General features: G+C 63.5%; 22 protein-coding genes. 1 reads left to right on the forward strand and 21 read right to left on the reverse strand.

Annotated elements, in window-relative coordinates; genetic code table 11:
- Window position 1: 1 nt before the first annotated feature.
- From CWS72_RS01375 to CWS72_RS01430, 12 genes are all read right to left on the reverse strand, one after another.
- Window positions 2-1,192: a tetratricopeptide repeat protein gene (locus CWS72_RS01375; RefSeq protein ID WP_158240455.1), complete on the reverse strand. Its 1,191-nt coding sequence runs from the start codon at window positions 1,190-1,192 to the stop codon at window positions 2-4.
- Window positions 1,177-2,358 (reverse strand): type II secretion system protein, encoded by a 1,182-nt coding sequence (locus tag CWS72_RS01380; protein ID WP_101248754.1) that lies wholly within the window; start codon window positions 2,356-2,358, stop codon window positions 1,177-1,179. Before CWS72_RS01380 ends, CWS72_RS01375 begins: the two co-directional genes overlap by 16 nt.
- A gap of 323 nt (window positions 2,359-2,681) precedes the next feature.
- Window positions 2,682-4,313, reverse strand: a complete 1,632-nt coding sequence (locus CWS72_RS01385) for a hypothetical protein (RefSeq protein WP_146002586.1) — start codon at window positions 4,311-4,313, stop codon at window positions 2,682-2,684.
- 5 nt (window positions 4,314-4,318) lie between these two features.
- Window positions 4,319-5,053: a proteasome-type protease gene (locus CWS72_RS01390; RefSeq protein WP_101248756.1), complete on the reverse strand. Its 735-nt coding sequence runs from the start codon at window positions 5,051-5,053 to the stop codon at window positions 4,319-4,321.
- 33 nt (window positions 5,054-5,086) lie between these two features.
- Window positions 5,087-5,446: a type II toxin-antitoxin system PemK/MazF family toxin gene (locus tag CWS72_RS01395; protein WP_101248757.1), complete on the reverse strand. Its 360-nt coding sequence runs from the start codon at window positions 5,444-5,446 to the stop codon at window positions 5,087-5,089.
- Window positions 5,446-5,682 (reverse strand): AbrB/MazE/SpoVT family DNA-binding domain-containing protein, encoded by a 237-nt coding sequence (locus CWS72_RS01400; RefSeq protein WP_101248758.1) that lies wholly within the window; start codon window positions 5,680-5,682, stop codon window positions 5,446-5,448. Before CWS72_RS01400 ends, CWS72_RS01395 begins: the two co-directional genes overlap by 1 nt.
- Window positions 5,683-5,888: 206 nt before the next feature.
- Window positions 5,889-6,722: a transglutaminase family protein gene (locus CWS72_RS01405; protein WP_101248759.1), complete on the reverse strand. Its 834-nt coding sequence runs from the start codon at window positions 6,720-6,722 to the stop codon at window positions 5,889-5,891.
- Window positions 6,723-6,733: 11 nt separating this feature from the next.
- Window positions 6,734-7,669 (reverse strand): alpha-E domain-containing protein, encoded by a 936-nt coding sequence (locus CWS72_RS01410; protein ID WP_101248760.1) that lies wholly within the window; start codon window positions 7,667-7,669, stop codon window positions 6,734-6,736.
- 2 nt (window positions 7,670-7,671) lie between these two features.
- Complete coding sequence (locus CWS72_RS01415) at window positions 7,672-9,096, reverse strand: circularly permuted type 2 ATP-grasp protein (RefSeq protein WP_101248761.1); 1,425 nt, start codon at window positions 9,094-9,096, stop codon at window positions 7,672-7,674.
- Between the two features lie 201 nt (window positions 9,097-9,297).
- Window positions 9,298-9,939, reverse strand: a complete 642-nt coding sequence (locus CWS72_RS01420) for a response regulator transcription factor (protein ID WP_101248762.1) — start codon at window positions 9,937-9,939, stop codon at window positions 9,298-9,300.
- A 96-nt stretch (window positions 9,940-10,035) separates the two neighbouring features.
- Window positions 10,036-12,162 carry an ATP-binding protein gene (locus CWS72_RS01425; RefSeq protein WP_158240456.1) on the reverse strand — a complete coding sequence of 709 codons (2,127 nt, stop codon included), beginning with the start codon at window positions 12,160-12,162 and terminating at the stop codon, window positions 10,036-10,038.
- A gap of 141 nt (window positions 12,163-12,303) precedes the next feature.
- Window positions 12,304-12,963 (reverse strand): hypothetical protein, encoded by a 660-nt coding sequence (locus CWS72_RS01430; protein WP_101248764.1) that lies wholly within the window; start codon window positions 12,961-12,963, stop codon window positions 12,304-12,306.
- Window positions 12,964-13,035: 72 nt separating this feature from the next.
- Here CWS72_RS01430 and CWS72_RS01435 point away from each other — a divergent pair, with 72 nt between their 5' ends.
- Entirely contained in the window at window positions 13,036-13,665 is a 630-nt protein-coding gene (locus tag CWS72_RS01435) for a hypothetical protein (protein ID WP_146002587.1), read from the forward strand.
- A gap of 93 nt (window positions 13,666-13,758) precedes the next feature.
- Here the strand turns inward: CWS72_RS01435 and metC are convergent, their stop codons facing one another.
- The 9 genes from metC to CWS72_RS01480 form a co-directional block, all read right to left on the reverse strand.
- Entirely contained in the window at window positions 13,759-14,955 is a 1,197-nt protein-coding gene (gene metC, locus CWS72_RS01440; RefSeq protein ID WP_101248766.1) for a cystathionine beta-lyase, read from the reverse strand.
- Entirely contained in the window at window positions 14,952-16,598 is a 1,647-nt protein-coding gene (locus CWS72_RS01445; RefSeq protein ID WP_101248767.1) for a rhodanese-like domain-containing protein, read from the reverse strand. Before CWS72_RS01445 ends, metC begins: the two co-directional genes overlap by 4 nt.
- Window positions 16,595-17,200 (reverse strand): cysteine dioxygenase family protein, encoded by a 606-nt coding sequence (locus CWS72_RS01450; protein ID WP_101248768.1) that lies wholly within the window; start codon window positions 17,198-17,200, stop codon window positions 16,595-16,597. The genes CWS72_RS01445 and CWS72_RS01450 overlap by 4 nt, the downstream gene beginning before the upstream one ends.
- Entirely contained in the window at window positions 17,187-17,975 is a 789-nt protein-coding gene (locus CWS72_RS01455; protein ID WP_101248769.1) for an amino acid ABC transporter permease, read from the reverse strand. The genes CWS72_RS01450 and CWS72_RS01455 overlap by 14 nt, the downstream gene beginning before the upstream one ends.
- Window positions 17,962-18,708, reverse strand: coding sequence for an amino acid ABC transporter permease (locus CWS72_RS01460; RefSeq protein ID WP_101248770.1), 747 nt, complete (start codon window positions 18,706-18,708; stop codon window positions 17,962-17,964). Before CWS72_RS01460 ends, CWS72_RS01455 begins: the two co-directional genes overlap by 14 nt.
- Window positions 18,709-18,724: 16 nt before the next feature.
- On the reverse strand, window positions 18,725-19,966 hold the full coding sequence (locus tag CWS72_RS01465) for an aminotransferase class I/II-fold pyridoxal phosphate-dependent enzyme (RefSeq protein WP_101248771.1): 1,242 nt from the start codon (window positions 19,964-19,966) through the stop codon (window positions 18,725-18,727).
- A complete protein-coding gene (locus CWS72_RS01470; RefSeq protein ID WP_199175498.1) occupies window positions 19,966-20,790 on the reverse strand; it encodes a transporter substrate-binding domain-containing protein in 825 nt (274 codons plus the stop codon). The genes CWS72_RS01465 and CWS72_RS01470 overlap by 1 nt, the downstream gene beginning before the upstream one ends.
- A 220-nt stretch (window positions 20,791-21,010) precedes the next feature.
- On the reverse strand, window positions 21,011-21,550 hold the full coding sequence (gene mepK, locus CWS72_RS01475) for a peptidoglycan L,D-endopeptidase MepK (RefSeq protein WP_101248772.1): 540 nt from the start codon (window positions 21,548-21,550) through the stop codon (window positions 21,011-21,013).
- Between the two features lie 79 nt (window positions 21,551-21,629).
- Window positions 21,630-23,327: a L,D-transpeptidase family protein gene (locus tag CWS72_RS01480; protein ID WP_146002588.1), complete on the reverse strand. Its 1,698-nt coding sequence runs from the start codon at window positions 23,325-23,327 to the stop codon at window positions 21,630-21,632.
- Window positions 23,328-23,454: the final 127 nt, after the last annotated feature.

The following is a 23,454-nucleotide window of genomic DNA, read 5'->3' on the forward strand; positions in this document are numbered from 1 at the left end:
CCTAGCGCGTATGCTCCTGAAGATAGGCTTGCCGTTCCCGGATGCTGTGCAGGGAAACGCTTAAGGTGGCATTGCCGGGACGGTAGAGACGCAGGAAGGCGTCATAGGCTTGAGCCGCCGCCGGATTCCCGGCGCGGTCGAGCAATAGGGCGTAATTCAGCGCCAGCGTGGCGTTATCGGGTGACAGGCGGACCGCCGATGCCATGTCCGCGACGGCGTCGGCCAGGCGGCCGTGTTCCGCTTCGATCATCGCCAGGCGGGCGTGGACCGGCGCCGCGTCCGGGGCCACCTGCCGGGCCGACAGCAGGCGGGGGAAGCGTTTTTCCGCCGGTCCGGCGTCGATCAGGCGCAGCAGCCCGTCGAGGGCGACGGCATTGCGCGGCTCGGCGATCAGGGCGCGTTCGTAATAGAAGCGGGCATCCTCGTCATGGCCGGTCTGTCCGAGGCATTCGGCGATACCCAGCAGGGCGGTCTGGTCGTCGGGGCGGATTTGCAAGCTGGCGCGATAGATGGCGAGGGCCGCCGCGTAATCCTTTTTGACGAAGAAGGCGCTGGCGACATCGAGCGGTCCCGGCGCCGCAGTGACGACGAACCCCCGCCGCCGGGGATTGCCCGGCACCGGCTGAGCGGAATCCGCCGTGGTGTGCAGCGTCCTCCAGTAATAAAGGACGCGGGCGGCGTAATCGAGCCCCTGGGCCGGGTCCCCGGCGTGATAGGCCGCCGCCGCCGCCGGCCAGGATCCCAGGCGGTGGTGGAGCGCCAGAAGATGGCGGGCGGCATAATCGACGTTGGTTTCCGGATCGAAGGCCGCCGCCAGCGTGCGGAAGGCATGGGGGTGATGGTACAGATCGACCTGCATGCAACCGACGTCGATGACGCCGATGCCGTCGGCCAGCAAGCGTCCGGTTTCCTGAAGGGCGTCGTCGGCGCTGTCGTAGAAATGCCCGGCCCCTTGCGAATTGATGGTCCAGGGCCAAGGCGTCGTCAGGCCGGTCATGGCGTCGTGCCGCCCCGATTCGACCAGGGCGATGGACACCAGCAGGCCGGGCGGCAGGCGGTGGCGCTGCTCGGCCTTGGCGATCTCGACCAGACAGGAGGGCGGTTCGCGCGCCGGTGCCGCCGCCCGGACCGGCGTCCCCGCCGCGCCCAGAAACGCGGCGCCCAGCAGGGCGAGGGTTATGGATTGCCGCATGCGCCGGCCCCGCAAAGCTGGATCATCATCGCCGGCGTCCGCCAGCGGACGATGTCGTCGAAATAGCCGGCGGTGGGATTGCGCAGCAGTCCCTGCGACTGTCCCTGGACGAAACCGTAGCTGCCGGGGGAGCCCGCCGAGGCATCGCTGTTGTATTGCTTCAAGGTGAAGGTGGTCCCGGCCGGGGGCGGTATCCGGCCGCCGCCTTTCTGCCAGCCGTACCATCCGCTGGGACCATGGCTGATCAGGACGTAGGCCGCCCGTCCGCCGGCACAGGCGACGTTGGTCGCGCCGACCGACGATGAAGCCGTGGCGCCGTTGCAAGACGTCGCGGCGGTAGGTTGGCCTGTGGTGAGTTCGGTGCCGGTGTTGGTGGCCGAATAGACGGCGATGTAATTGCCGTAGGGATAGGACGGGGCGAGCGCCTGGGTCGCGCCGTCGCAAAGCGGCGAACGCCCGGTGCTGGTAAGGCCGGACGTGCGGGTCATGCAGCCGGCGGTATGGAAAACGACATTCGGGGGAGAGCTGTAGGCTTGCGTTGAGGAGAGTGTGGCCGTCGCCCCAGTCATCGTGGTGCCTGCCGTCGTGATCGTCGCAGTGGACCAAGCTCCACCGCCACCGACAAAGGAAAGTGTGTATGAGGCGCCCGTCGTGTAGCCTGAACCTGCGGAGACCACAGTAACTGCGGAGACCACATTGCTGGAGTTTAATGTCGCCGTTGCCGATGCGCCGCTTCCCTTCAAGCCGGGATCAACCAGAGAGTCCCACGCCGGGGTAGTCTGAGCTCCTGCCGGGACGTAGGATAAGCGTCGTCCCCAGCCATCGACTGACGTTGCTTCGTCAAGGCCGAGGGTGACCCAGGGAAGGACCGAATTGGCCATCGTCACTGAACAAGCTGTGCCGGAGGTAACAGGGTTCGGGATCTCCGTGCCATAATTCGCCACTCCGCTGGCCAAGCCGCCGTCGGCGGGGCAGGGAAGCCGGTTGTTGCGGACGACGAACAGTTCCAGGGCCGCCTCGGCCTGATCGAGATTGTTGTTCGTCTGGATGATCCGGCTGCGTTCGATCACCGCCCCGGTCGCGAAAATCCCGCCGCCCACGAGAAGGCCGACCAAAGCCAGCACGATGGCCATCTCGATGAGGGTGAAACCGTCTTGTCTGGTCATCTCTTCGTCAATTTGCACGAGAATTAAGCCAATAAAGAAGAAGACTTCCGCACTTAATATAGTAAGAGGGGCAAAAGGACGGGCAAAAGCCCTTCTCCCCTCGTGGGAGAAGGGGTGGGATGAGGGGGCATTCCGCCAACAGGCGGAAGAAAATATTCAGGTTCTGTGCGACTTTCCCCCTCACCCTCCCGCTAACGCGGGCCCCTCCCTCTCCCACAAGGGGCGAGGGAGAAAGCTATGAAGCCCAGGCTTTTGCCCCTCTTACTTTACATACAATGACAGATGATATCCGAAATCTCGCCCTCGATTGAGAGAGCCGAGGACTATGTGCTCGCGAAAAATGCAAAAAGACCGATTTTAGGAGTTCCTGTTCCGGTCGGTTGAATTATCAACGTATTGAATTTGAAGGTCGATATGCTGCCTCCGGACGTCGTTTCGGTCACGGCCTGCCAGGGGATGATCATGTATCCGGCCTCCACAGTGGGAAACGAAAGCGGATTCGAGCAGGTCATGCCCGTATCGCAGGTATTTCCAGCACTGTTGAGTTCGCTGATGCTCACCGAACCTGCGGTCTTGAAGTCGAGAATCATGGCAAAAACTGAGAAGGAGAGGCTTGTCGGTAAAGTGATGGTCAAGCTGTCTGATGTCGCGAGGTAGCACCCATCCTGATGTACGACACCAAGGGTTTCCGTATCCGCCTCATAACAAAGATTGGCGCCGTTCGATTGGATAGTAATGATGCCGATAACGTCCGTATAAGTCAGGGTTTTCGTGCCAGTGGTCTCCGTCGTCGTGCCTCTGCCATTCGAATAGGAGTCCAACGAGCCATTTCCGTTGTTGCTCAGATTCAGCTCATCCATGGCCGGCATGGACGAGGATGTTCCTCCTGAAGAAGGCGAACCGGTTGCGCTGGGTGAGGCAAGAAATTTGAACGATGGTGATTTGGGTGTGGCGGCACTTGGCCAGCCGGCATTTTCCAGGTTCGAGGCCGCGACGATACCCGGCGGAGTAAGTGCCGCAGATACCGAACAACTGTTGCCGGCCCTCGTAACGACGGGATTTCCTGCACAGTTGGTCGGTGTCCGGGTCGCGCTTCCCCAGTTTGACCCCTGCCCGACGCTGGTCGTCCAGGCTGTGTCGCAGGTTGCAGGGGAGACCAGCGCCGCCGTTGCGATGACGGTTCCCGACGACAAGTTGAAATTGGTCGATATGGTCGGTTGAACGCAAAGACAGGCGTAGGTCTGTCCTGTTCGTGCCGACACCGTGTCGTCGAACCAAGTCGTCGTGTTCGAGCCTTGCGCGACATAGGGACCCGCCCAATACCTGGTACGGTCGACTGATTTGCAGACGCTCGATGTCCCGACATCCCTCGGACAGTTGTAAGCCTCGTTGGCATCGGTCGGGACGGAAAGCTGGCTGCCGATGGCCGCTCCGTTCTGCTGAAAGGCGCCGCGTCCATTGGGGCCGTGGTTGACGAGAACATAGGCTGCCGACGTGCCGCCCGAGACGGGGGTGAGACTGCTCCAGGTGGCAAGTCCCCCGCCGCTGTTGGCGGAGGCTTTCACATTGCAGGCGTAAGGGGCGCTGGTACTGTTGGCGGCCAGGGCGTAGGTCAGCCGGCGTCCCCAGGCGTCAACGGCGTCCTGCGGTCCCAGGCCAATGGTTTTCCACGGCACCAGCCCCCAGGTCGTTACCGTTCCGCAGGAGGAGGATGGTTCCGCCGTTCCCTCTCCATTCACGTCGGGGCAGGGCAGGTTGCCGTTGGCCGCCGCATAACGGTCGATGGCGGCCGCCACCCGGGTGTTGGCGTTGTTGCCGGTGGCCCGCCGCAGATCGTCCCTCGGCCCCCAAAACCGCAAGGCCCCCACCATCGCCAGGGCGAGCAGGGTCAGGCCCAGCACCAGAACGATGAGCGCCGCTCCCTCCTGGTGGTCTTGTCGGTTGGGCGGGGTCAACGGCGTCACCCGTCCAGATCGGGCGGGGCGATGCCGGTGAAGACGCGTTTCAATCCTTCGCCCCATTGCCGACGGATGCCGGCCAGATAGCCGTCGGCCTCATCCAACTGGCGGTAATGCTCGACGGCGAGCGAGCCGCCCTCGTAGCACAGAAGATCGATGGGCAGGCCCACAGAAAGATTGGACCGCATGGTCGAATCGAAGGAGATCAGCACCAGCTTGGCGGCCTCGGCCAGCGGCATCGATTGCTTCAGCAGGCGGTCGAACACCGGCTTGCCGTATTTGGTCTCGCCGATCTGAAAGAAAGGCGTCTCGGCGGTGGCTTCGATGAAATTGCCGGCGGAATAGACGTGGAACAGGCGCGCCCGCTCCCCCTTGATCTGGCCGCCCAGGATGAAGTTGGCGTTGAATTCGCCGCCATGCGCCTTGAGCGATTCAGCGTCGTCCTGATAGACTTCGCGCAGCGCCTGGCCGACGATGCGGGCGACGCGGAACATGGTCTTGGCCTTGTTGATGTTGAGTTCGGCCTTCTTGCCCGTCGCCCACTCGCCGATCAAACTCACCGCCGACTGGGTCAGGCTCAGGTTTCCGGCCGAAAGCAGGCAGATCAGATGTCGGTCCGGCTTTTCCAGAATGGTCATCTTGCGGAAGGTGGCGATATTGTCGACGCCGGCGCTCGTTCGCGAATCTGACGCCATCACCAAGCCATCGTCGAGCAACACGCCGACGCAGTAAGTCATTTACCGTTCCCCTGTCGATGTTTCGGGTGATTTTTATGTGATGATGCCGTTTGCCGGCATATCGCCTGTCAGAAGCGGCAAGATCTTCGCCACCACGTCCTGGACAACGGATTCCGGGGCCTTTCCCGCCGACTCGATTCGGCGCGAACGCCGATCGATGCTCTTTATCTGATCCGCGAGAACCGCGCCAGAGACGGCTAACCCCTCCGGCAGCACCACTTCAAACGGATAACCTTTGACCGTGCGCGTGATGGGACAAACCACGGCATAAGGTGAAACCTGATGATAGGCTCTGGGACTGAGAACCAAGGCTGGTCGACGTCCCGCCTGCTCATGTCCGGTCTGTGGATCGAAATCGATCCACACCAGATCGCCTCGATCGGGAGCCGCCACTACAGCAACTCCCGGCCCACGGGACGATCATCGAAACTTTCCGGGATGTTGTCCGGTTTTACCCCGGCCAGAAGTTCGGCGAGCGAATAGATCGGCCGGGCCGGTGTCACCCGGACGACGCCATCGATGATATCGACATCGACCGCCGTCCCTTCGCCCAGCCCGGCATCGGCCGCCACCTGCCGTGACAAGCGGACCGCCAGACTGTTGCCCCACCGAGCGATTTGCGTGCGCATAGAGCCTCCATGTATCTACGAAGACTATACGGCCGCCGGGGCGCGTCTTCAAGAGCGAGCCTCGTAGTCCAAACCCGGACGCTTGGTGCCCAGGCGTCCGGGTTTGACCGCCAACGAATTGAATTCATGGCAAAAATCTGACGGATGGGGGGTGCCATCCGTCAGATTTTTACCATGAGGCGTTATCGCATGCGGTGCTGATCGGCCTACTGCTGATCCCGTTGCGGCTTCAGCTTGCGGGCGTCCGAAATGGTGACGCTGACCTCCATGTCGTCGGGACCGGCGCCCCGGCGCAGTCCCCGAACCGGGGAGGTGTCGAGGTGGTCGAGGCCGACGGCCATGCGGACATGGGCCTTGGCGTTGGACATCCGGTTGGCCACGTCATAGCTGAACCAGCCGGCCCCCTCGATCCAGGCCTCGGCCCAGGCATGGCCGGAAACGGCCGTCTCGTCGCGGGAGTCCGAGCACAGATAGCCGCTGACGTAACGGGCCGGCACGCCCAGGCTGCGGCAGCAGGAGATGAACAGATGGGCTTGTTCCTGGCTGCCGCCCGTCTTGCGTTCCAGCACCTGGGAGGCGGTGGGCGCCGGCTTGGCCGGGCCGGGTTTCGTCTCGACGTTTTGGCGGATGCCGGCGACCAGATTGTCCAGGCCCTTGCGGGGATTGCCGGTGACGGCGGGCTTGAAGCCGCCGGCGAAACGGGTGACGCGCTCGTCGGCGGTGGTCAGCCGGGTGGAGCGCAGGAACAGTTCGGGCGGATGCGGCTCGATGTCGGCCAGCAGGGGCGTGCCGACATCGGAGAGTTCGACCTCCCCGGTGGCCTTGATGCGGATTTCCCGGTGGGGACCTTCGACGACCAGGACATGGGCGGCATTGCCGAACCCGTCCGTCCAGGGCCGCAGATTTCCGGGGCTGGCCAATTTCCACGACAGGACCCGCTGGCCGGCGCCGGAGATCGGGCACATCCTCAGATATTGAATGGAGTAATTGGTCTCGGCCTGATAACGGTAGATGGTCTCGTGGTTGATGGCGACGCGCATCGGATGCCCTCCTATACCGTCATCAAGAAATCGTGGGAGATATGGACCGAAAGCTCGGCGATGCGGTCCAGCGTTTCCATCAGGAAGTCGTGCAGGCCGTTGGCCTGGATCTTCTCGATCTGCCCATAGCGCAGGCGGGCGCAGAACTCGCCGGCCATGCGTTCGCTTTCCAGTTTGCGGCCCAGGCTCAAGGTTCCCAGCAGATAGGTCACCTGGTCGAAACAGAAACGCAGCGACCGGGGCATCTGCGGCTGCAGCACCAGCAGTTCCGCCACCCGGCTGGGCGTGATGACGTCGTGATAAAGCTGATGATAGGCGCGGAAGGCGCCGACAGCCCGCAGCACGGCGCCCCATTCGTAATAGTTGGCGGCCGGGTCGGTGCCGCTGTCGGCCAGAATGTGGAACTTGCTGTCGAGAAGGCGGGTGGTGTTGTCGGCCCGTTCCAGGAAAGTGCCCAGGCGGATGAAGGCGAAGCCGTCGTCATGCAGGGTGGTGGTGTAGGAAACGCCCCGGAACAGGTGGGAGCGGACCTTCACCCAGTCGAAGAATTCCCTGAGGCCCTGCGCCTGCATGTCCGCCTCCGTCAAGTCGCGGATGGCGAGCCAGGTGGTGTTCAGGCTTTCCCACATCTCGGCGGAAATGGCCGAGCGCAAGGCGCGGGCGTTTTCGCGCGCCGTGCGCAGGCAGGAATAGATCGACGACGGGTTGCTGCGGTCGAGGGTGAGGAAGGCGATCACCCCCGCCTCCGTCACTTCGCCATGGATCTCGGCGTATTGCCTTTCGGCGCAGAGGATGTCGAGGACGGCCACCCATTCATTGGCGTCGCGTGAGCGGGCGCGGCCCTGGACCGACAGGCGCTGGCTGACATCCAGAATGCGGGCCATGTTTTCGGCGCGCTCGACATAGCGGCCGGTCCAGTAAAGCTGTTCGGCGGTACGGCTCAGCATGGTCAGCCCTCCAGCACCCAGGTGTCCTTGGTGCCGCCGCCTTGCGACGAATTCACCACCAGCGATCCGTCGCCCAGCGCCACGCGGGTCAGGCCGCCGGGAACGACGGCCATTCCGTCGCGCCCGGTCAGCACGAAAGGCCGCAAGTCGACATGGCGGGGGGCCACCCCCTCCTCGACAAAGGTCGGACAGGTCGACAGCGCCAGCGTCGGCTGGGCGATATAGCCGTCCGGATCGTCGATGATCAGGCGACGGAACTTCTCATGCTCCTCCTTGGTTGCCTTGGGGCCGATCAGCATGCCGTAGCCGCCCGAACCTTGCGTTTCCTTGACCACCAGATCGGCGATGTTCTCCAGCACATAGGCCCGGTCGTCGGGGCGATTGCAGCGATAGGTTTCGACGTTTTTCAAGATCGGTTCTTCGCCCAGGTAAAAGCGGATGATGTCGGGCACGTAAGGGTAGGTCGACTTGTCGTCGGCGACGCCGGTGCCGATGGCGTTGGCCAGCGTCACACCGCCGTTGCGGTAGACCGAAAGCAGTCCGGGCACGCCCAGCAGGCAGTCGGGATTGAAGGCCAGGGGATCGATGCAATCGTCGTCGAGGCGGCGGTAGATGACGTCGACCCGGCGGGGGCCCTGGGTGGTGCGCATCCAGACCGCGTCGTCACGGACGAACAGATCCTGGCCCTCGACCAGTTCGACGCCCATCTCCTCGGCCAGGAAGGCGTGCTCGAAATAGGCGCTGTTGTAGGGGCCGGGGGTCAGTACGGCCACCGTCGGGCTGTGGCGCGCCGCGGCCGGCGCCACCGAGCGCAACTGGCGCAGCAGCTCGGACGGGTAATGGTCGACCGGCGCGACGCGGTTTTCCGAGAAAAGATGCGGGAACAGCCGCATCATCACGGCGCGGTTCTCCAGCATGTAGGAAACGCCGGAGGGCGTCCGCAGATTATCCTCGAGAACATGGAATTCGCCCTCGCGGACGCGAATCACGTCGATGCCGGCGATATGGACGTAAACCCCGCCGGGGACGTCGACATCCTTCATCTCGGGCCGGTAAAGGTCGTTTTTGAGAATATGTCCGGAGGGGATGATGCCGGCCCGCATGATCTCCTGGCCGTGATAGATGTCGCCCAGGAACATTTGCAGGGCGCGCACCCGCTGGAACAGGCCCTTTTCGAGGATTTTCCATTCCTCGTGGGCGAGGGCGCGGGGAATGATGTCGAAGGGAATCAGCCGTTCGGTGCCCGCCGCGCTGCCGTAGACGGCGAAGGTGATGCCGATGCGCTGGAACAGCAGATCCGCTTGTTCCCGTTTGGTGGCGAAGGTGTTGGAGGGGGTGGCTTCAAGCCATTTGGCGATCTTGTCATAGGGCGGGCGAAGCGCTCCGTCCGAACCGTACATCTCATCGAAAATGCCGTTCAACGCCATAGGCTCTTCTCCTGCTGATCGGCCTTTGTAAGCTGTATCAAGCAATTAGGATGCCAAAGCCGCGGGCGGCTCCGCCGCTGAGATTCGTGATCGCATCAGGCCGGCGGCCTTGCCCGGAGATTAAGCAATAGCTCCTTCCCCTCGAAGAGAAAAGCCTAATCCCTGTGCAAAAGGTCGGGGCCCGTTTCGAGGCGTGCTTCTTCAGCTCGGCGTGGAGGTCTGCCAGCCGGAGGTCATGGCGATGCGGACCGCCTGGGCGCGGTTGATGGCGCCGATCTTGCGGTAGACGTTGCGCAGATGAATCTTGATGGTGATTTCCTGCAGATCGAGGCGCCTGGCGATTTCCTTGTTGGTCATCCCCTCGATCAGATAACCCAGGATCTCGCGTTCGCGGGCCGACAGGGTGGCCAGGGGCGAGGTCGGTATCTTGCGTTCGATGGGCGTGTTGTCCAGCAGAATGCTGGACGGAAGATAGGATTCGCCTTCCAGAACCAGCTTCAAGGCGTTGATCAACGCAGTTCCGCTGATGGTCTTCGGAATATAGCCGGCGGCGCCGGCCTTGACGGCGGCCAGGACCTCGTCGCGTTCGACATGTCCGGACAGGATGACGACGGGAACGTTCGGATGGGCGCGACGCATCCTTTCGACCCCCTGGAGGCCGTTCATACCGGGCATTTTCAAATCCAGAAGAACCAGATCCAGGCTTTCCGATGCGTTCGCCATGGCAAAGGCGTCATCGAAATTGGCTGCGTCGAGAATGGTCGCTTCGTGGTCCAGCTCGTAAAGGAAAGGCTTGAGGCCATCCCTGATTAAATTGTGGTCGTCGGCCACGAGGATATGCATCTGACCTCTTTCCGGTAGAACCACGTTAAGGAAACTCACTATACAAAAGCTGTTACATGGAAAGCAAAAAAACTTACGGACCACTTTGAACTTTGTTCAGGGACTATGCAGTAAATTCTCGATCGCCTTGGCCATGGCCGCCAAACTGATGGGCTTTTTCAAAATAGTCAGCGCGGGGGCCGCGGCGTCTTCCAGACTTTCGGTAGTCCCAATATGACCCGTGACTACGACTATCGGTAGGGCGGGAGAAACCTTTCGTAACTTGCGGACTAATTCCTCGCCATCCCCATCCGGCATGCGAACGTCGGTCACGACGACGTCCGCCGGATCGCTCTCGAACAGATGGAAGGCGGTATTGCCGCTGGTCGCCTGGCTGACCCGGTAGCCGAATTCCCGAAGATAGGTGCCCATGGTATCGATGGCCTGCGGTTCGTCATCGACCAGCAGGATATGGCGACGCGCCGGGCCGGCCGGGAAGGCGGTATCCACAGGCGCCGGATCCGCTCCGCCGGTGCTGCGAGGCTGTTCGCCGGCGAGCGGCAGGGTGATGGTGAACTGCGCCCCTCGCGGCGACAGATTGCGCGCCTCCAGGCGTCCGCCCATCGCGGTGATGATGCCGAAGCTGACCGAAAGGCCGAGACCGGTGCCGCTGCCGACCTCCTTGGTGGTGAAAAACGGTTCGAAGATGCGATCGAGATGGGGCTCGCCGATGCCCGTGCCATTGTCGGCGACGACGATCCTCAGATCGCCGGACGGAGAGAGGGCCGTCTCGACGAGGATCCTGCCCGCCTGCGCCGCCATCGTGTTGACGGTTTTGACGGCATCCTGGGCATTGGTCAGCAGATTGATGATGACCTGTTCGAGTTGCACCGGCCGTCCGAGGACGGGGCAGGATTGGCCGGGCACGGCCGATGTGACCTCGATACCGTCGGCCTGCAGTTGGGATTCCATCAGTTGCACGGCCATCGACACGGAATCGCGGGCGTCGAAGACGGCCACGGAGCCGGTGTCCTGGCGGCTGAAAATGCGGATGTGGTCGATGATCTCCGCCATGCGGCCGGCTTGGGCCGCCATCAGGGCGAATTGCTTTTCCTGATATTCCTGGCTCGCCTTGCGCCGGTCGATCATCAGAAGGGCGCCCTCCGCGGCCATGCGGATGATGTTGATCGGCTGGCTCAGCTCATGGGCCATGCCGGCCGCCATTTCACCCAAGGTGGCGAGCTTGGCCGTCTGCACCAGTTGTTCCTGAACCTGTTTGCGCTCGGTGATGTCGCGGATCACCACCTGGCGGGCATGGACGCCATGGAAAATGATCGAGGCGGCGGTGACTTCCGCGGCGAAGACGCCGCCGTCGAGACGGGTCAGCCGCTCCTCGACCACTCCCTCGGGGATGCCTTCCGCCTCCAGATGCGGATGGTGACCGCCGGAAGGTTCGGATTGCATCAGATCGATCATCCTCTTGCCCACCAGCGGTGTGCCCGGCGCGGCGTGGAACAGGGTATCGGCGGCCGAATTGGAGAAGATGATGATGCCTTGAGTATGAACGATGATGGCATCCGGCGATAATTCCACCAGGGACCGGTACCGTCCCTCGGATTCCTTCAGCTCCTGGGCGGCGCGCCGCTTTTCGAACTGCATCCGCTGCATGCCGATGCCCCAGGCGGTGTTGCGGGCCAGCTTCGCCATCAGAAGCAGCTCGTCCGGGTCGAAGGGGGCGGTGTCGCCGGAATAAAGCCCGATGACGCCGATCACCGATCCCTCGACCTCCAGCGGCAGGGAGACGGTGGCCTGGAAGCCGCGGCGCAAGGCGGCATCGCGCCAGGGGGCGAATTCCGGGGCATTGACATAGGTCAGCTGCGGCTGGGCCGAACGGACGGCCCGGCTGACCGGCCCGCCGCCATGATCGCTCTTGCCCCAAGTCATCCGGGTTTCCGCCAGATAGCCGTTGTCCCTGCCGAAGCGGGCGACCGGCCAGACCGAGCATTCGTCGTCATGCTGGACATAGCCGACCCAGGCGAAGGCATAGCTGCCGACCTCGACCAGAATGCGGCAGATCTCGTTCAGGAGCTGCTGTTCGTCCGTGGCCCGGATCAGGGCCTCCGTCGCTCGGGTCAGCGTCGCCAGGGCGCGGTTGACGCGCAGCAATTCGCGTTCCCGGGCTTCCAGTTCGACTGCCGGCCGCGCCGCGCCGCGCGGCGGTTTTGTCGTCGGTGTGTTACTCATTGGTTCCATCCGACCCTTTCGGCCTCCAGTCCCTTAGAAACCGGGCACCGATTTCTGGTGGATCCGCCACGCTACCGGATGAGGCCCCGCCTGCAAATCATCCTGAAGTTCCGGCCGTCACGTCGCAACCCTGTCAACTATTCAAACGCAGTAAAACCGAAGGGCTGAGCTTTCCTCACGCAGGCGTTCGGTCGGCAGCCCGTCTTCATCGATCAGGCCATGATGGCGCAGGATCCGTAAATTCTTAAGGAAATGGGCGCGGTTTTCCGGACGGTCTCCGCCTTCCAGCCAGTTCTGTTCGATGAACGCCAGAATGGCCGGTTGATCCAGGGCCGCCTCCCACAGAATTCCCTGCAGCGAGGCCAACGCCTCCTCCTGGTCGCGTTCGACGCCGAAAACCGTCGCCGCCGCGTCGGCTTCGGCCCGCCGTCCCGTCTCGGGTCCGGCGCCCAGGCCGAAATCATAGACGCTTCGGCGATCGGGGCTCGCGCATTGCAGATGGCCCACTTCGTGGATGATCACGCTGGGTTCGCATCCGGCGCGCACTGCCTGGCCATCCCAGGTAAATCCGGCGCGCGGCGTTTCGTCGATGGTCTCCATGTGAAATCGATGGCAGAGGGCGACCGCCTGCCGATGATGCCGGGGGTCTTCGGAGAGCGAGAGGGCGTCGCTCTCGACCAGATCCAGGCTGGCGGCAATGCGGCGGAATACCGTCCGCGCCAGATCCTCTCCGGCCAGGCTGTGTTCAAAACGGTGGAGCAGGGCCGGCAGATCGTCGATGGTAATGGGTGTCAGGATCATTTTATTTCCGAAGTTCCGATTTTCGCCTTATTTGCCGCTATAGTATGCCTCCTGCCAAGGAGGTCGTTCACGGTGTCCCGTTTTCTTCTGATGTTTGTCCTCGCCATCGGCGCCCTTTTTTCGCGCATGCCCGAAAGCCGGGCCGCGGCGGTCGGCCTGCCCGAGCTTTTGGATGCGCAGGTGGAGTATACGGCCGAATTTTATCTTGTCTCCGACAAGGGCCGTTTTCAGGGATCGGTGATCCACGCGCCGGGCCGCGAGCGGCGCGATTTTGATACCACGGGCGGGCGTCAGGCCTTGCTGCTGCGCCGCGATATCGATCAGGCGGCGATGATGTGGCCCGAACGCAAATGGTACGTCGCCACCAGTTTCCTGTCCGTTGCCGGCATGATCGGCGGTTTCGACGGTGTCAGCGTCGAACGCAAGGCGGATGGAACGGAAAGGATCTCGGGTGAAATGACCACCCGTTACCAGGTGTCCGGCGACAGCTCCGGCGGCGGCAGTTTCCAAGGCCGCATGTGGGTCACGAAGGATGGCATCCTGATGAAGCTGGTCGGCAAGGTCGCCTTCAACGGTCGCCAGATCCCGGTGGAGACCGCCTTGTCCAACGTCCTGCGGGTCAAAGCCGACAACGCGGCCTTCGTGCTGCCCGCCGATTACAAGGGGCTGCCCCTCGATTTCGCCAAGCTCGGCCTCCACTGATCGCTTAGCGAGAGGGGCAAGGGGGCGGGCTTCATAGCCTTCTCCCTCACCCGCTCGCTCACGCTCGCCGCCCTCTCCCACAAGGGGCGATGCTCATAGCGCCTCCGCCTTGGCTCGCCTCGGCACCAGCGCCAGCGTTCGGGCAAGGTCGGCAATCAGGGCGGACGGATCCTCCAGGCCGATATGCAGGCGGATCACCGCCGGACATTCCCGCCAGTCGGTCACGCTGCGGATGGCGGTCATCTCGGAAAGCGTCGCCAAGCTTTCGAAGCCGCCCCACGACGCCCCGATACCGAAAAGCTCCAGGCGGTCGATGACGTCCGCGGCGGTCTGGCGGGAGCGGTCTTTCAAGGAGACGGAAATCAGTCCATTGGTGCCGCTGAAATCGCGGCGCCACAGCGCGTGACCGGGGTGTTCCGGCAAGGCCGGGCAGAAGACCGCTTCCACCGCCTCATGGTTTTGCAGCCATTTCGCCACCTGCAGGGCGTGCTCCTGGTGCATCTGTAAGCGCGCGGCCAGACTGCGCGCGCCGCGAAGCACCAGCCATGAATCGTCGGGGCTGACCGCCACCCCCATGGCGTCGCAGCAGGCGCCCAGTCGTGGCCACAGGGCTTCGGTGCAGGTGGCCGCGCCCATCATCACATCGGCGTGTCCACCCAGGTATTTCGTCGCCGCCGAGACGGAGATGTCGGCGCCGAGCGCCAGCGGCCGGTAGAGCACCCCGGCTCCCCAGGAGTTGTCAGCCGCCACCAGGATTCCCCGTGGCCGGGCGATCGCGGCGATTTTCGGCAGATCGCACAATTCGTAGACGACGGAGCCGGGACATTCCAGATAGATCATCCGGGTCGACGGTAGGATCTTTTCCTCCAGATCGTGCCCGTCGGCGGCGAAATAATCATAACGGATGCCGAACCTGTCGAAGAAATGCCGGGCGAAATTGCGCACCGGGTCATAGACGGAATCGCCGATCAGCAGATGGTCGCCCGGTTCCAGGAGGGCGATGAACATCTGGGCGATGGCGGCCAGCCCGGTCGGGAAAAGCCGGGTCCGGTAACCACCTTCCAATTCGGTGATCAGATCCTCCAGGGCGAATCCCGTCACATTGCCGCGCGCGCCGTAGCTGAGAAGGCGTTCGCTGCCGCGCCGGGCGCGGATGTCCTGCATATGGGCGACGGAATCGAAAAGCACCGTGCTCATGCGCACCACCGGCGGATTGACCGGTATTCCGCCTTCGACGGGGCTATGGCGCCCGCTGTGGACGAGGCGGGTCAACAACGTCTTGTCGTTCATTCCGCGCTCACCTTCACCGGCGAGCCGGGACTGGCGGCGTTCCGCTTCAGGCGAAACGAGGCCAATTCCTGCCGGTCGAGTCGTTCGAGCAGCCCCAGTTCCCAGGCGAGATATTGCCGCGCCGCCGCCTTGTTTCCCTCGTGGCGGTCATGGGTGAAGAACAGGAAATCGATGCGTTCGCTGTCGGGCGGTTCGGCGGGGGTGGCCTCCACCGGCAGGCCAGCGGCGATCCAGGCGGCGTATCCGCCGCCCAGGGTTCTGGCGGAAATACCCGCGTCGAGCAGTTCCCGCGCCGCCAAATGGGCAAGGGCGGGATCGTCGCCGATCACCACCACCGTCCGCCGTTCACCGGCAAACTGCTTCGCCAACCGGGGGCGAATCGACCAGAGGGCGCCCCGCGCGTGGCCCTGCCGGTAATCCCTGCTGGGGCGGACGTCGACCAGTACGGGCGGCGGCGTCGCGGAAGAAAGCGCCGCGAGGGGAAGGTCCAGTGAGTGGCCGGGGGGCTCCGATTTGCTTCCGTCTTCCGGTTTTGCAAGGTCCAGCCCGCCGTGCAAGCCGCCTTCCAGGACCGTGGCGTCGTGGCCCTGCAGGCGCAACCAGGCGGCGACCACCGGCGCGCGGATCATTTCGTCGTCGAACAGCACGATTCTGGCCCGGCGCACGCCGACGAACTGATCGGTGGCCTGGATCAATTGCCCGCCCGGCGCATGGCGGGCTCCGGCCAGGGTGCCGGCCTGGAATTCCTGCGCGGTGCGCACGTCGAAAAGAAAGGTCGTCCACGCGTCGTCGGCCAGCCAGGCGATCACGGCGGCCGCCGTCAGGATGGGCACTTGATGGCGGAACGCGAAATCACCGGCCGCCTTGCGCGCTTCGCTCAGCCCGCGCGAGGGAACGCCGTCGGGCCACCGGCGCCGGCTGCCGTGTTCCAGCGGCAGGTCCGCCAGCATCCAGCCCTGTGTGCCGTTTTCCAGCGCATAGACCGGATTGGGGATGCCCAGATTGACGAGGGTCTGCGCGCCCAGAATGCTGCGGGTGCGGCCGGCGCAGTTGATGACGATCCGCCTGTCCGGATCGTCGACCAGCTCGCCCAGCCGATAGGCCAACTCGCCGTTGGGACAGCAAATGCCGCCGGGAATGTTCATCTTGCCATATTCCTCGAACGGGCGGCCGTCGAGGACGATCAGTTTTTCGCCCCGCGTCATCCATTCGGACAGTTCGTCGGCGCTGACATGTGGCGTATGGAAGGTCTGTTCGACCAGTTCGCCGAACGCCTTGGAGGGGACGTTGACTCCGGCGAACAGGCCGAACCCGGCCGCCTCCCAAGCCGGGGCGCCGCCTTTCAGCACGACCGTGTTCCGGTAGCCCAGTTTGTCCAGTTGCCGGGCGGCGCGGACCGGCAGATCGTCGTCGTCGCCGTAAAGGACGACGCGAACTCCCGGCCTGGGGGCCAGCCGGGGAATGTCGAGTTCCAGCCGGCTATAGGGCAGGGGTACGGCGAAAAACAGGTGTCCGGCGCCGTAAAGGCCGTGCTCCCGGACGTCGAACAGGGCGATCTCCCCGTCGTCGTCCAGCCAGTTTTTCAAAGTGCCGGGATCGATCAGGCGGGGGCCGGGCGCCGCGCTTTCAAAGCCTGTGTTCATCGGCGGGTCTCCACGCCGATGGGCATTTTCTCGGTACGTCCGTTTGCCAGATCGAAGCGGATGCGTTCGCTCAGGGTTTCCAATGACCGGCCGTAGAGATGCAGATGGCGGATTTCCGGGTCCGTCTTGATCTCCACGGCATGAATGTCGTCGGGCAGCAGGGCGATGCCCTGGCCCGGTCCCACTTCGACCGTGTCCGTCTGTTCCAGGATGCCGATGCCGGACCGCGTGCCGTCGTCGAGCCGGCGGTAGAGATGGTTGTGCTCGCTGCCTTCCACGGCGGCGATGCAGGCCCAGGTGGTGTGGTTGTGCGGGATGATCAGATTACCCTGCCGCATGACGTTGAGATAGAGCGCGAAGCTTTGGTCAGGATCCTCGCTGATCAGATAGCGGGCATGCCGCGCCGCGCCCTCCGGCGGGGGAAAATCCTCGGCCGTCCACAAGGGACGCCGGGCGGCCACGGTCAGCAGTACCTCCAGAATGCGCGATAGGCCGGATCGGTCCGGAGAAGATCCGCCGGCGAGGCCACGGATGCGGGCCAAGGCGTCGTGGACCGTCCGGTCCCGTTCGGTCTTGCGGTTCTTGGCTTCAGTGGAAGGCATATTTCCTCTCGAGTGCTTTGGTCACTGCCGAGATCGCGTAGCAATAAAGGAAGAACCAGACCAGGATCGACAGATAGACAACGATGGTGAAATTGGTGCTGTGCACCGCGGCACTGGCGTTGTTGGCGGCGTTCAGCAGATCGGCGACGCCGACCAGGGAGGCGAGCGTCGTTCCCATGGTGATGGTGGCGTAGAGATTCATCCAAGGCGGCAGGGCGCGCTTGACGCATTGCGGCAGAATGACCCAGCGCAGGGTTTGAATGCGGCGAAATCCCAGGGCCTTCGCCGATTGCCATTGGGCGGTGGAAATCGAACGGACGGCGCCGCGAACGATTTCGGCGACGTAGGCGCTGGCCGGCAGGGCCAGGCCCAGGGTCGCCTTCAGCCAGTCGGGGAAGGCGACGTAATGATGCTGAATGCTGATTTCGAACGGAAAGATGTATGAGGAAAAATAGACCATGACGAGCAGCGGCGCATTCCGGAAGGTCTGGACGAACCAATGGGTGGGCCGCCTGATCGCCGCGAAGGGCGACAACTCCAGTCCGCCGAGGACGATGCCTCCCAGGGTGCCCAGCCCGACGGCCAGCACGCTGATCAGCACATTCATGGCGAAGCCCTGGGCGAGATGCGGCAGCCAGCGCAACAATGTCGACAGCAGCGGCGGCGCCGGCAACAGGGCGACGGCGATCACCGCCAAAGCTATGGCGCCCGACAGCGCCGCCCAGTTCCATCCCCTGCCCGGAGCGAGGCGGAGCGTCAGCCTAGCCGACGTCATAGCCGGGAATCCTTAACCGGTTTTCCAGCCAATGGCCGGCGCGGGCGAGGCCGTAGGCCAGCGCGCTGAAGAACAGCAGTAGCAGAATCATCAGCTCCAGCACATTGTCATGCTGCGTCCATATCATGATGGAGGCATAGGTCACCTCGCCGACGGCGATCGCCGAGCCCAGGGTCGTCAGCTTGAGCAGATTGACCAGATTGTTGACGAGCGACGGCAATGAAAATCGGAAGGCCAGCGGCAGCGTGATCCGCCAGAAGATGGCCCGTTGGCTGAAGCCCAGGGAAAGCGCGGCCTCGGTGGTGACGCCGGGGACCGCTTCGATGCCGGCGCGGAACGCCTCGGCATGGAACGCCCCGATATGGAGCGCGAGCACACCCACCACCCAGGCGAAGGGCGTCAGCGGATTGTGCTCGGCCCCTTGCAAGGCGTTGCTGATCAGCATGTTGAGGACGAGGAAGGCGCAATAAAGCTGGATCAGCGTCGGCGTGTTGCGGGTCAGTTCGATGAAGCTGCGCGCCGGAAGGGCGAGCCAGTTCCGCCGCGACGTGATGGCCGCCGACAGCAGGACGCCGACGAGAAGACTGATGGGAATGGTCAGCCCGGCGATTTCCAGGGTGGTGAGCAGCCCTTCGGCCCAGATACCGCTTTCATAGCCGTCGTTGATGAAGGCGTAATTGAAACCGGCCTGTTTGGCGGCGCCGATCAGTTGGCTCAGGATGGCGTCCGGCATGGCGCGGCCTTTCCCGTCAGCCGAGCCGCGCGCAGGCGCGCGCGATCCGGCGGCACGCCTCCTCGATGGAATTGGCGTCGGCGGCGATGGACAGTCGGAAATGGCCGGGCAGGTCGAAGGAACCGCCATTGACCGAGGCGACGCCCTCCGTTTCCAGCAGATAGTCGCCGAAGGCCAGGTCGGTGTCGATCAGACGACCCTGCGGCGTCTTCCGCCCGATGACGCTGGCGCAACTGGGGAAGGCGAACAGTCCGCCGTCGGGAGCCACCAGATCAATGTGAGGGCTGCCGGCGAAGGCGTTCACCACGATGTCGCGGCGGCTTTTGTAGGCCGCCGCCGCTCGTTCAACGAAGGACTGATCGCCGTCCAGCGCGGTGATGGCGGCCGCCTGGGCGATGGCGTTGACGCCCGAACAGGCCTGCGCCTGGACCATGATCATCGCCTTGATCAGCGGCAGGGGGCCGGCGCCGAAACCGATGCGCCAGCCGGTCATGGCGTAGGTCTTGGAAACCCCGGTGATCAGCAGGATGCGATCGAGCAGATCCGGGGCGACGCGGGTCAGGCTGGCCGGTGGCCCGGGCAGGAAATGGACATGCTCGTAGATCTCGTCGAGCAGGACCAGCACTTGCGGATGGCGCCTCAGCACGTCGGCCAGCGCTTCGAGTTCGTCCGCGTTGTAGACGGCCCCCGACGGATTGCTGGGGGAATTCAGTACCAGCCAGCGGGTCTTCGGGGTGATGGCGCGCTCCAGGGCTTCCGGCGTCAGTTTGAAGCCGGTTGAGGCCGGGCAGGGAACGAGACGCGGCGTTCCGTCGTTGAAGGCGGCGGCGTCCTGGAACGATGACCATGCCGGTGTCGGAATGATTACCTCGTCGCCGGTATCGAGCGTGGCGGCAAAGGCGTTGAAGATGATCTGCTTGGCCCCGTTGGCGATGGCGATCTGCCGGGCGGGGTAATCCAGTTCGTTCTCCCGCGCCAGTTTGCGGCTGACCGCGTCCCGCAGGGCCTGGGTGCCGGCGGCCGGCGTGTATTTCGTCTCGCCCCGGCGCATGGCCTGGATGGCGGCGTCCTTGATGTGCTCCGGCGTATCGAAATCGGGCTCCCCGATGGTCAGGTCGATGATGTCGCGTCCTTCGGCACGCAACGCCTTGGCTTTGAGACTGGCCGCGGCGTTTGGGGGAAGCCGGGTTTCCCGCGCCCGGCGCGAGAGAGGAATCTCGGGGTCCCGCTTTTGCGTCGGATGGGTGAGGATGGTCATCAGGATGCCTTGAACTGTTCATGCAGCCGGTTGAGAAGGGGCGACAAGGGGAGGCGGTTCTTTTTCGCCGTCTCGATCAGCCAGCCGGTCCGGTGCCATTCCTTGACGATGGCGTCGAGGGCCGCCTGGGTGTCGGTCTCGCCTTTGCGCAGCCAGATTACCGACGGCGAGGGGATGAGATCGTTTGGGATGGGAATTTCGTATTCGCCCCATTCGCTCTTTTTGTCCTCGACCATCAGCTTGACGGCGGCGCCATCGTGGACGGCGGCCACGCAATTGCCGCCCTTGAGGGCCAGCAGGGATTCGGGCTGGCTGGGAAACCCCTTGACCTGGGCGCCATAATCCTCGGCCAGCGGCTTGGTGAAATTGCTGCCCTGGGACACGCAGACCGGTTTTCCCTTGAGATTCGCCCACTCCTTGATGCCGCTGCCTTTGCGGACCACGGCGGCGCCGCCCACTTCGTCATAAGGGGTCGGCACGAAGGTCAGAATTTCGCTGCGATCCTGCGTCCATTGCATATTTGCGAGCAGGAGCGAGACTTTGCCCTGCTGGAGGAAGGCGACGCGGGTAGGAGGCGTGACCGGCACGGTTTCCAGCCGGACGCCCAGATGGTCCGCCAGGCTTTTCGCCAGATCGATATTGACGCCCCGCTGTTCCTGCGTCGTCGGGTCGATATAACCGAATGGGGGGCCGGACAGCATGACGCCGACCACCAGAACGCCGCGTTCCTTGATCTTGTCGAGGGTGGCATCGGCCCTCGCGGCTGTCTGGGCGAAGCAGCCCAGGCCCAGTAAAACCAACCAGAACATCGCGCGCCGTATCATCGCCACCTCATTTCCGCAGTTGATCACGTTGATCACTGGCAATGGACGGCAGCGTAATGTGATTTTTTTGCAAATTCTACTGGTTTTATATATTTACAGAATTGAGGTGGAGAATTGAGGGCGTGCGAAAAAGACGACGGAATTGGGATTTCCCGCACCGCTGACAAGCGAGGCGGCTATTTAACCCTTCGATTACGGGCTGTTGCCGAAGCGGCGCGGCTTACCAGCAGCGGACGCGGCCGACGTCCACATGGACGAAGTTCGAACTGGGATATTGCCCGACACCGCCGGATTTCAGGCTTTTGGCGGCGCGGCCCAAGGTTCTTACGGAGACGCCATCCATCCGGATGTCGATCGCCTTGCCTTCCATATGCAGGCTGTGCTGGGCGACGCCATCGGTTTCGGCGGCCAACATGGCGTTGGTCTCGGGTGAGCGATAGCCGGAAATGATCTGGAAGGGTTTCTTGGTGCCCAGGCGATGCTGCAAGGCGCAAAGGAGGTCGATGACCTGGGGAGAGATGGAGTGGATGTCGCCGGAATAATGATCGCGCAGGATGCGATTGAGTTGGCGGAGCGAACTGGGCTGATACTGACCGTTGGTCCAGTAGGTGGTGTTGAGGCTCTCACCGGTATGGATGTTATGAAGGGCGACGGAACGTTCTATTTTGGTGCGGAGTGCTGCTTCGGCGGGGAAGGGGATGAAGGCGGCGGCGGCGGTCGCCGCGGCGCCACAAACGAGAAACTGCCGGCGACTCAGCATCGGTCACCTCGTTTCCGATCGGTCATGGTTTTCCCCTTCGTCTCTTTTTACATCCTATTTCATCCGTCATAACATCATTTCAAGGGACACGGCAACCATCACAGCGCACTTCCTTGGGGATGGCGGTGGCGTTGCTGGACAGGACCGAGCCGGAACGCAAGGGTCGGGCGAGGGCAGCGGCCAGACGTTGGTCGCGGCCATACACATCGTCCCTGATCTGCAATACGCTCTCGGCATCGACCCAGTTGGTCCAGTAAAGCAGCCAGACGGGAAGGCGCTTGCCCAGCGTGAGGGTCCGGGTGTTTCCCGCGCCGATTTCGCTGTCCAGCCTTTCTTGCGACCAATCCTTGTCCTTGAGAACGTAAAGGGCCAGTTGGTCCGGCTTCTCCAACCGCACGCAGCCATGCGACAGCGCCCGCAGAGCCCGGGTGAAGGCTTTGTGATTGGGGGTGTCGTGGAGATAGATGTCGTCATTGTTGGGGATGTTGAACTTGATCCGTCCCAACGCGTTGTCCGACCCCGCTCTTTGGCGGATCGGCCAGGGAATGCTGCTGCGGTCTTGCCAGGAGATGCCGACGCCCTGGCTTTCGGGGCTTCCCGAGGGGAAGGCGTCGGAGACCAGTTCGAGGTCGTTGGCGATCAGATAGCCGGGATCCTTTTTCAGCTTGGGCAGGATCTCGTCGGTGGCGATGGAGGCGGGCACCCTCCAGGTGGGGTTCAACACCAGCGATGTCATTTGCGCATGCATCGCCGGGGTCGGATGATCGGGATCGCCCACCACCACGCGCATGCTCAGGATCGCCCGTCCGCCGTCGACCACTTCCAGCCAGGCGCCAGGGACGTTGACGACGATATGATTGTCTTCCAGGCGCTGCGGCAACCAGCGCCAGCGTTCCATATTGACCGCGACCTGGCGAGCCAGCTGGGCGGCCGAGAGGTTCATCGCGGTGATGGTCTGGCGTCCGAGCGCTCCCTCGTCGGCCAGGCCGTGCCGGCGTTGGAACAATTGCACGGCGGCCAGCAACTGCTCGTCGTAGAGCGTCTGGGCCCGATCGCCCTGGGGCAATTCGCCGGTGGCCATCAGGCGGGCGCGGATGGCCGGGATGCGGTCATCGATATCACCCGGCTTGATGGTCGGTCCGGCGGGGACTTTCGGCCAGTCGCCGGCCGCCGCTATGGCTTTCAATTCGGCCAGTTTCTGTCGCAGCAACTGGTAGCCCGCGTAGGGTGGCTGCAAGCCGCGCAAGGCGGTCGCCATGTCGCGCGCGTGCTCTTGCAGGAAGGCCTGGGCGTCGAAGGGCGGGGTGGGCAGGAACCAGTCGTCCTCGATGTGGGTGGGGTCGACCCTTTGGCCCCGCATGGCATTGGCGTAGCGCAGCAGCGCGTCGGTGATCAGCATATCCTGGTCGGCGAGGCCGGGGGTTCCGCCCGCCGTCCGGCGTTGGGCGATCGCCGTCAGATGCAGCCCCTCGGTCGGCAGGCCCTCCTGGTCGGCTGCGCTCAGCGTGCCGATCAGCTTGTCGGCGGTGTCGTTCCAGGCCGGGCGCCATCCGCGCGGCTGATAAAACGCGCGGAGTTGACCCAGGTCGACCTCTTCGCCGGCGATCCGGGTGGTCTCGGCGGTGCCGGTCAGGCGCTTCTGGATTTCCTGGGCGGCGGGATCCGTCGGCGCGACCGGCGGTGCCGCGGAGGCGCCTTCGCTCGCCAGCAGCAGCGCGGCCATGACGATCGCCCGCAAAATGGGCGCCGGAAGAACAGGAAGACGTACGGAACCCAAGATTCGCCCCACAAGATAAATGTTACACCTAATTATAACCACTTCGGCCAAGTTGCCGAGCGAAGTTTCGAAAAATTGACTGCTTATCCTCGGGTTTCATCAGGAAAATGCTCTTTTGCGTTACGGC

It is taken from the genome of Telmatospirillum siberiense, assembly GCF_002845745.1.
In the GTDB taxonomy this organism is placed as follows: Bacteria; Pseudomonadota; Alphaproteobacteria; order Rhodospirillales; family Magnetospirillaceae; genus Telmatospirillum; species Telmatospirillum siberiense.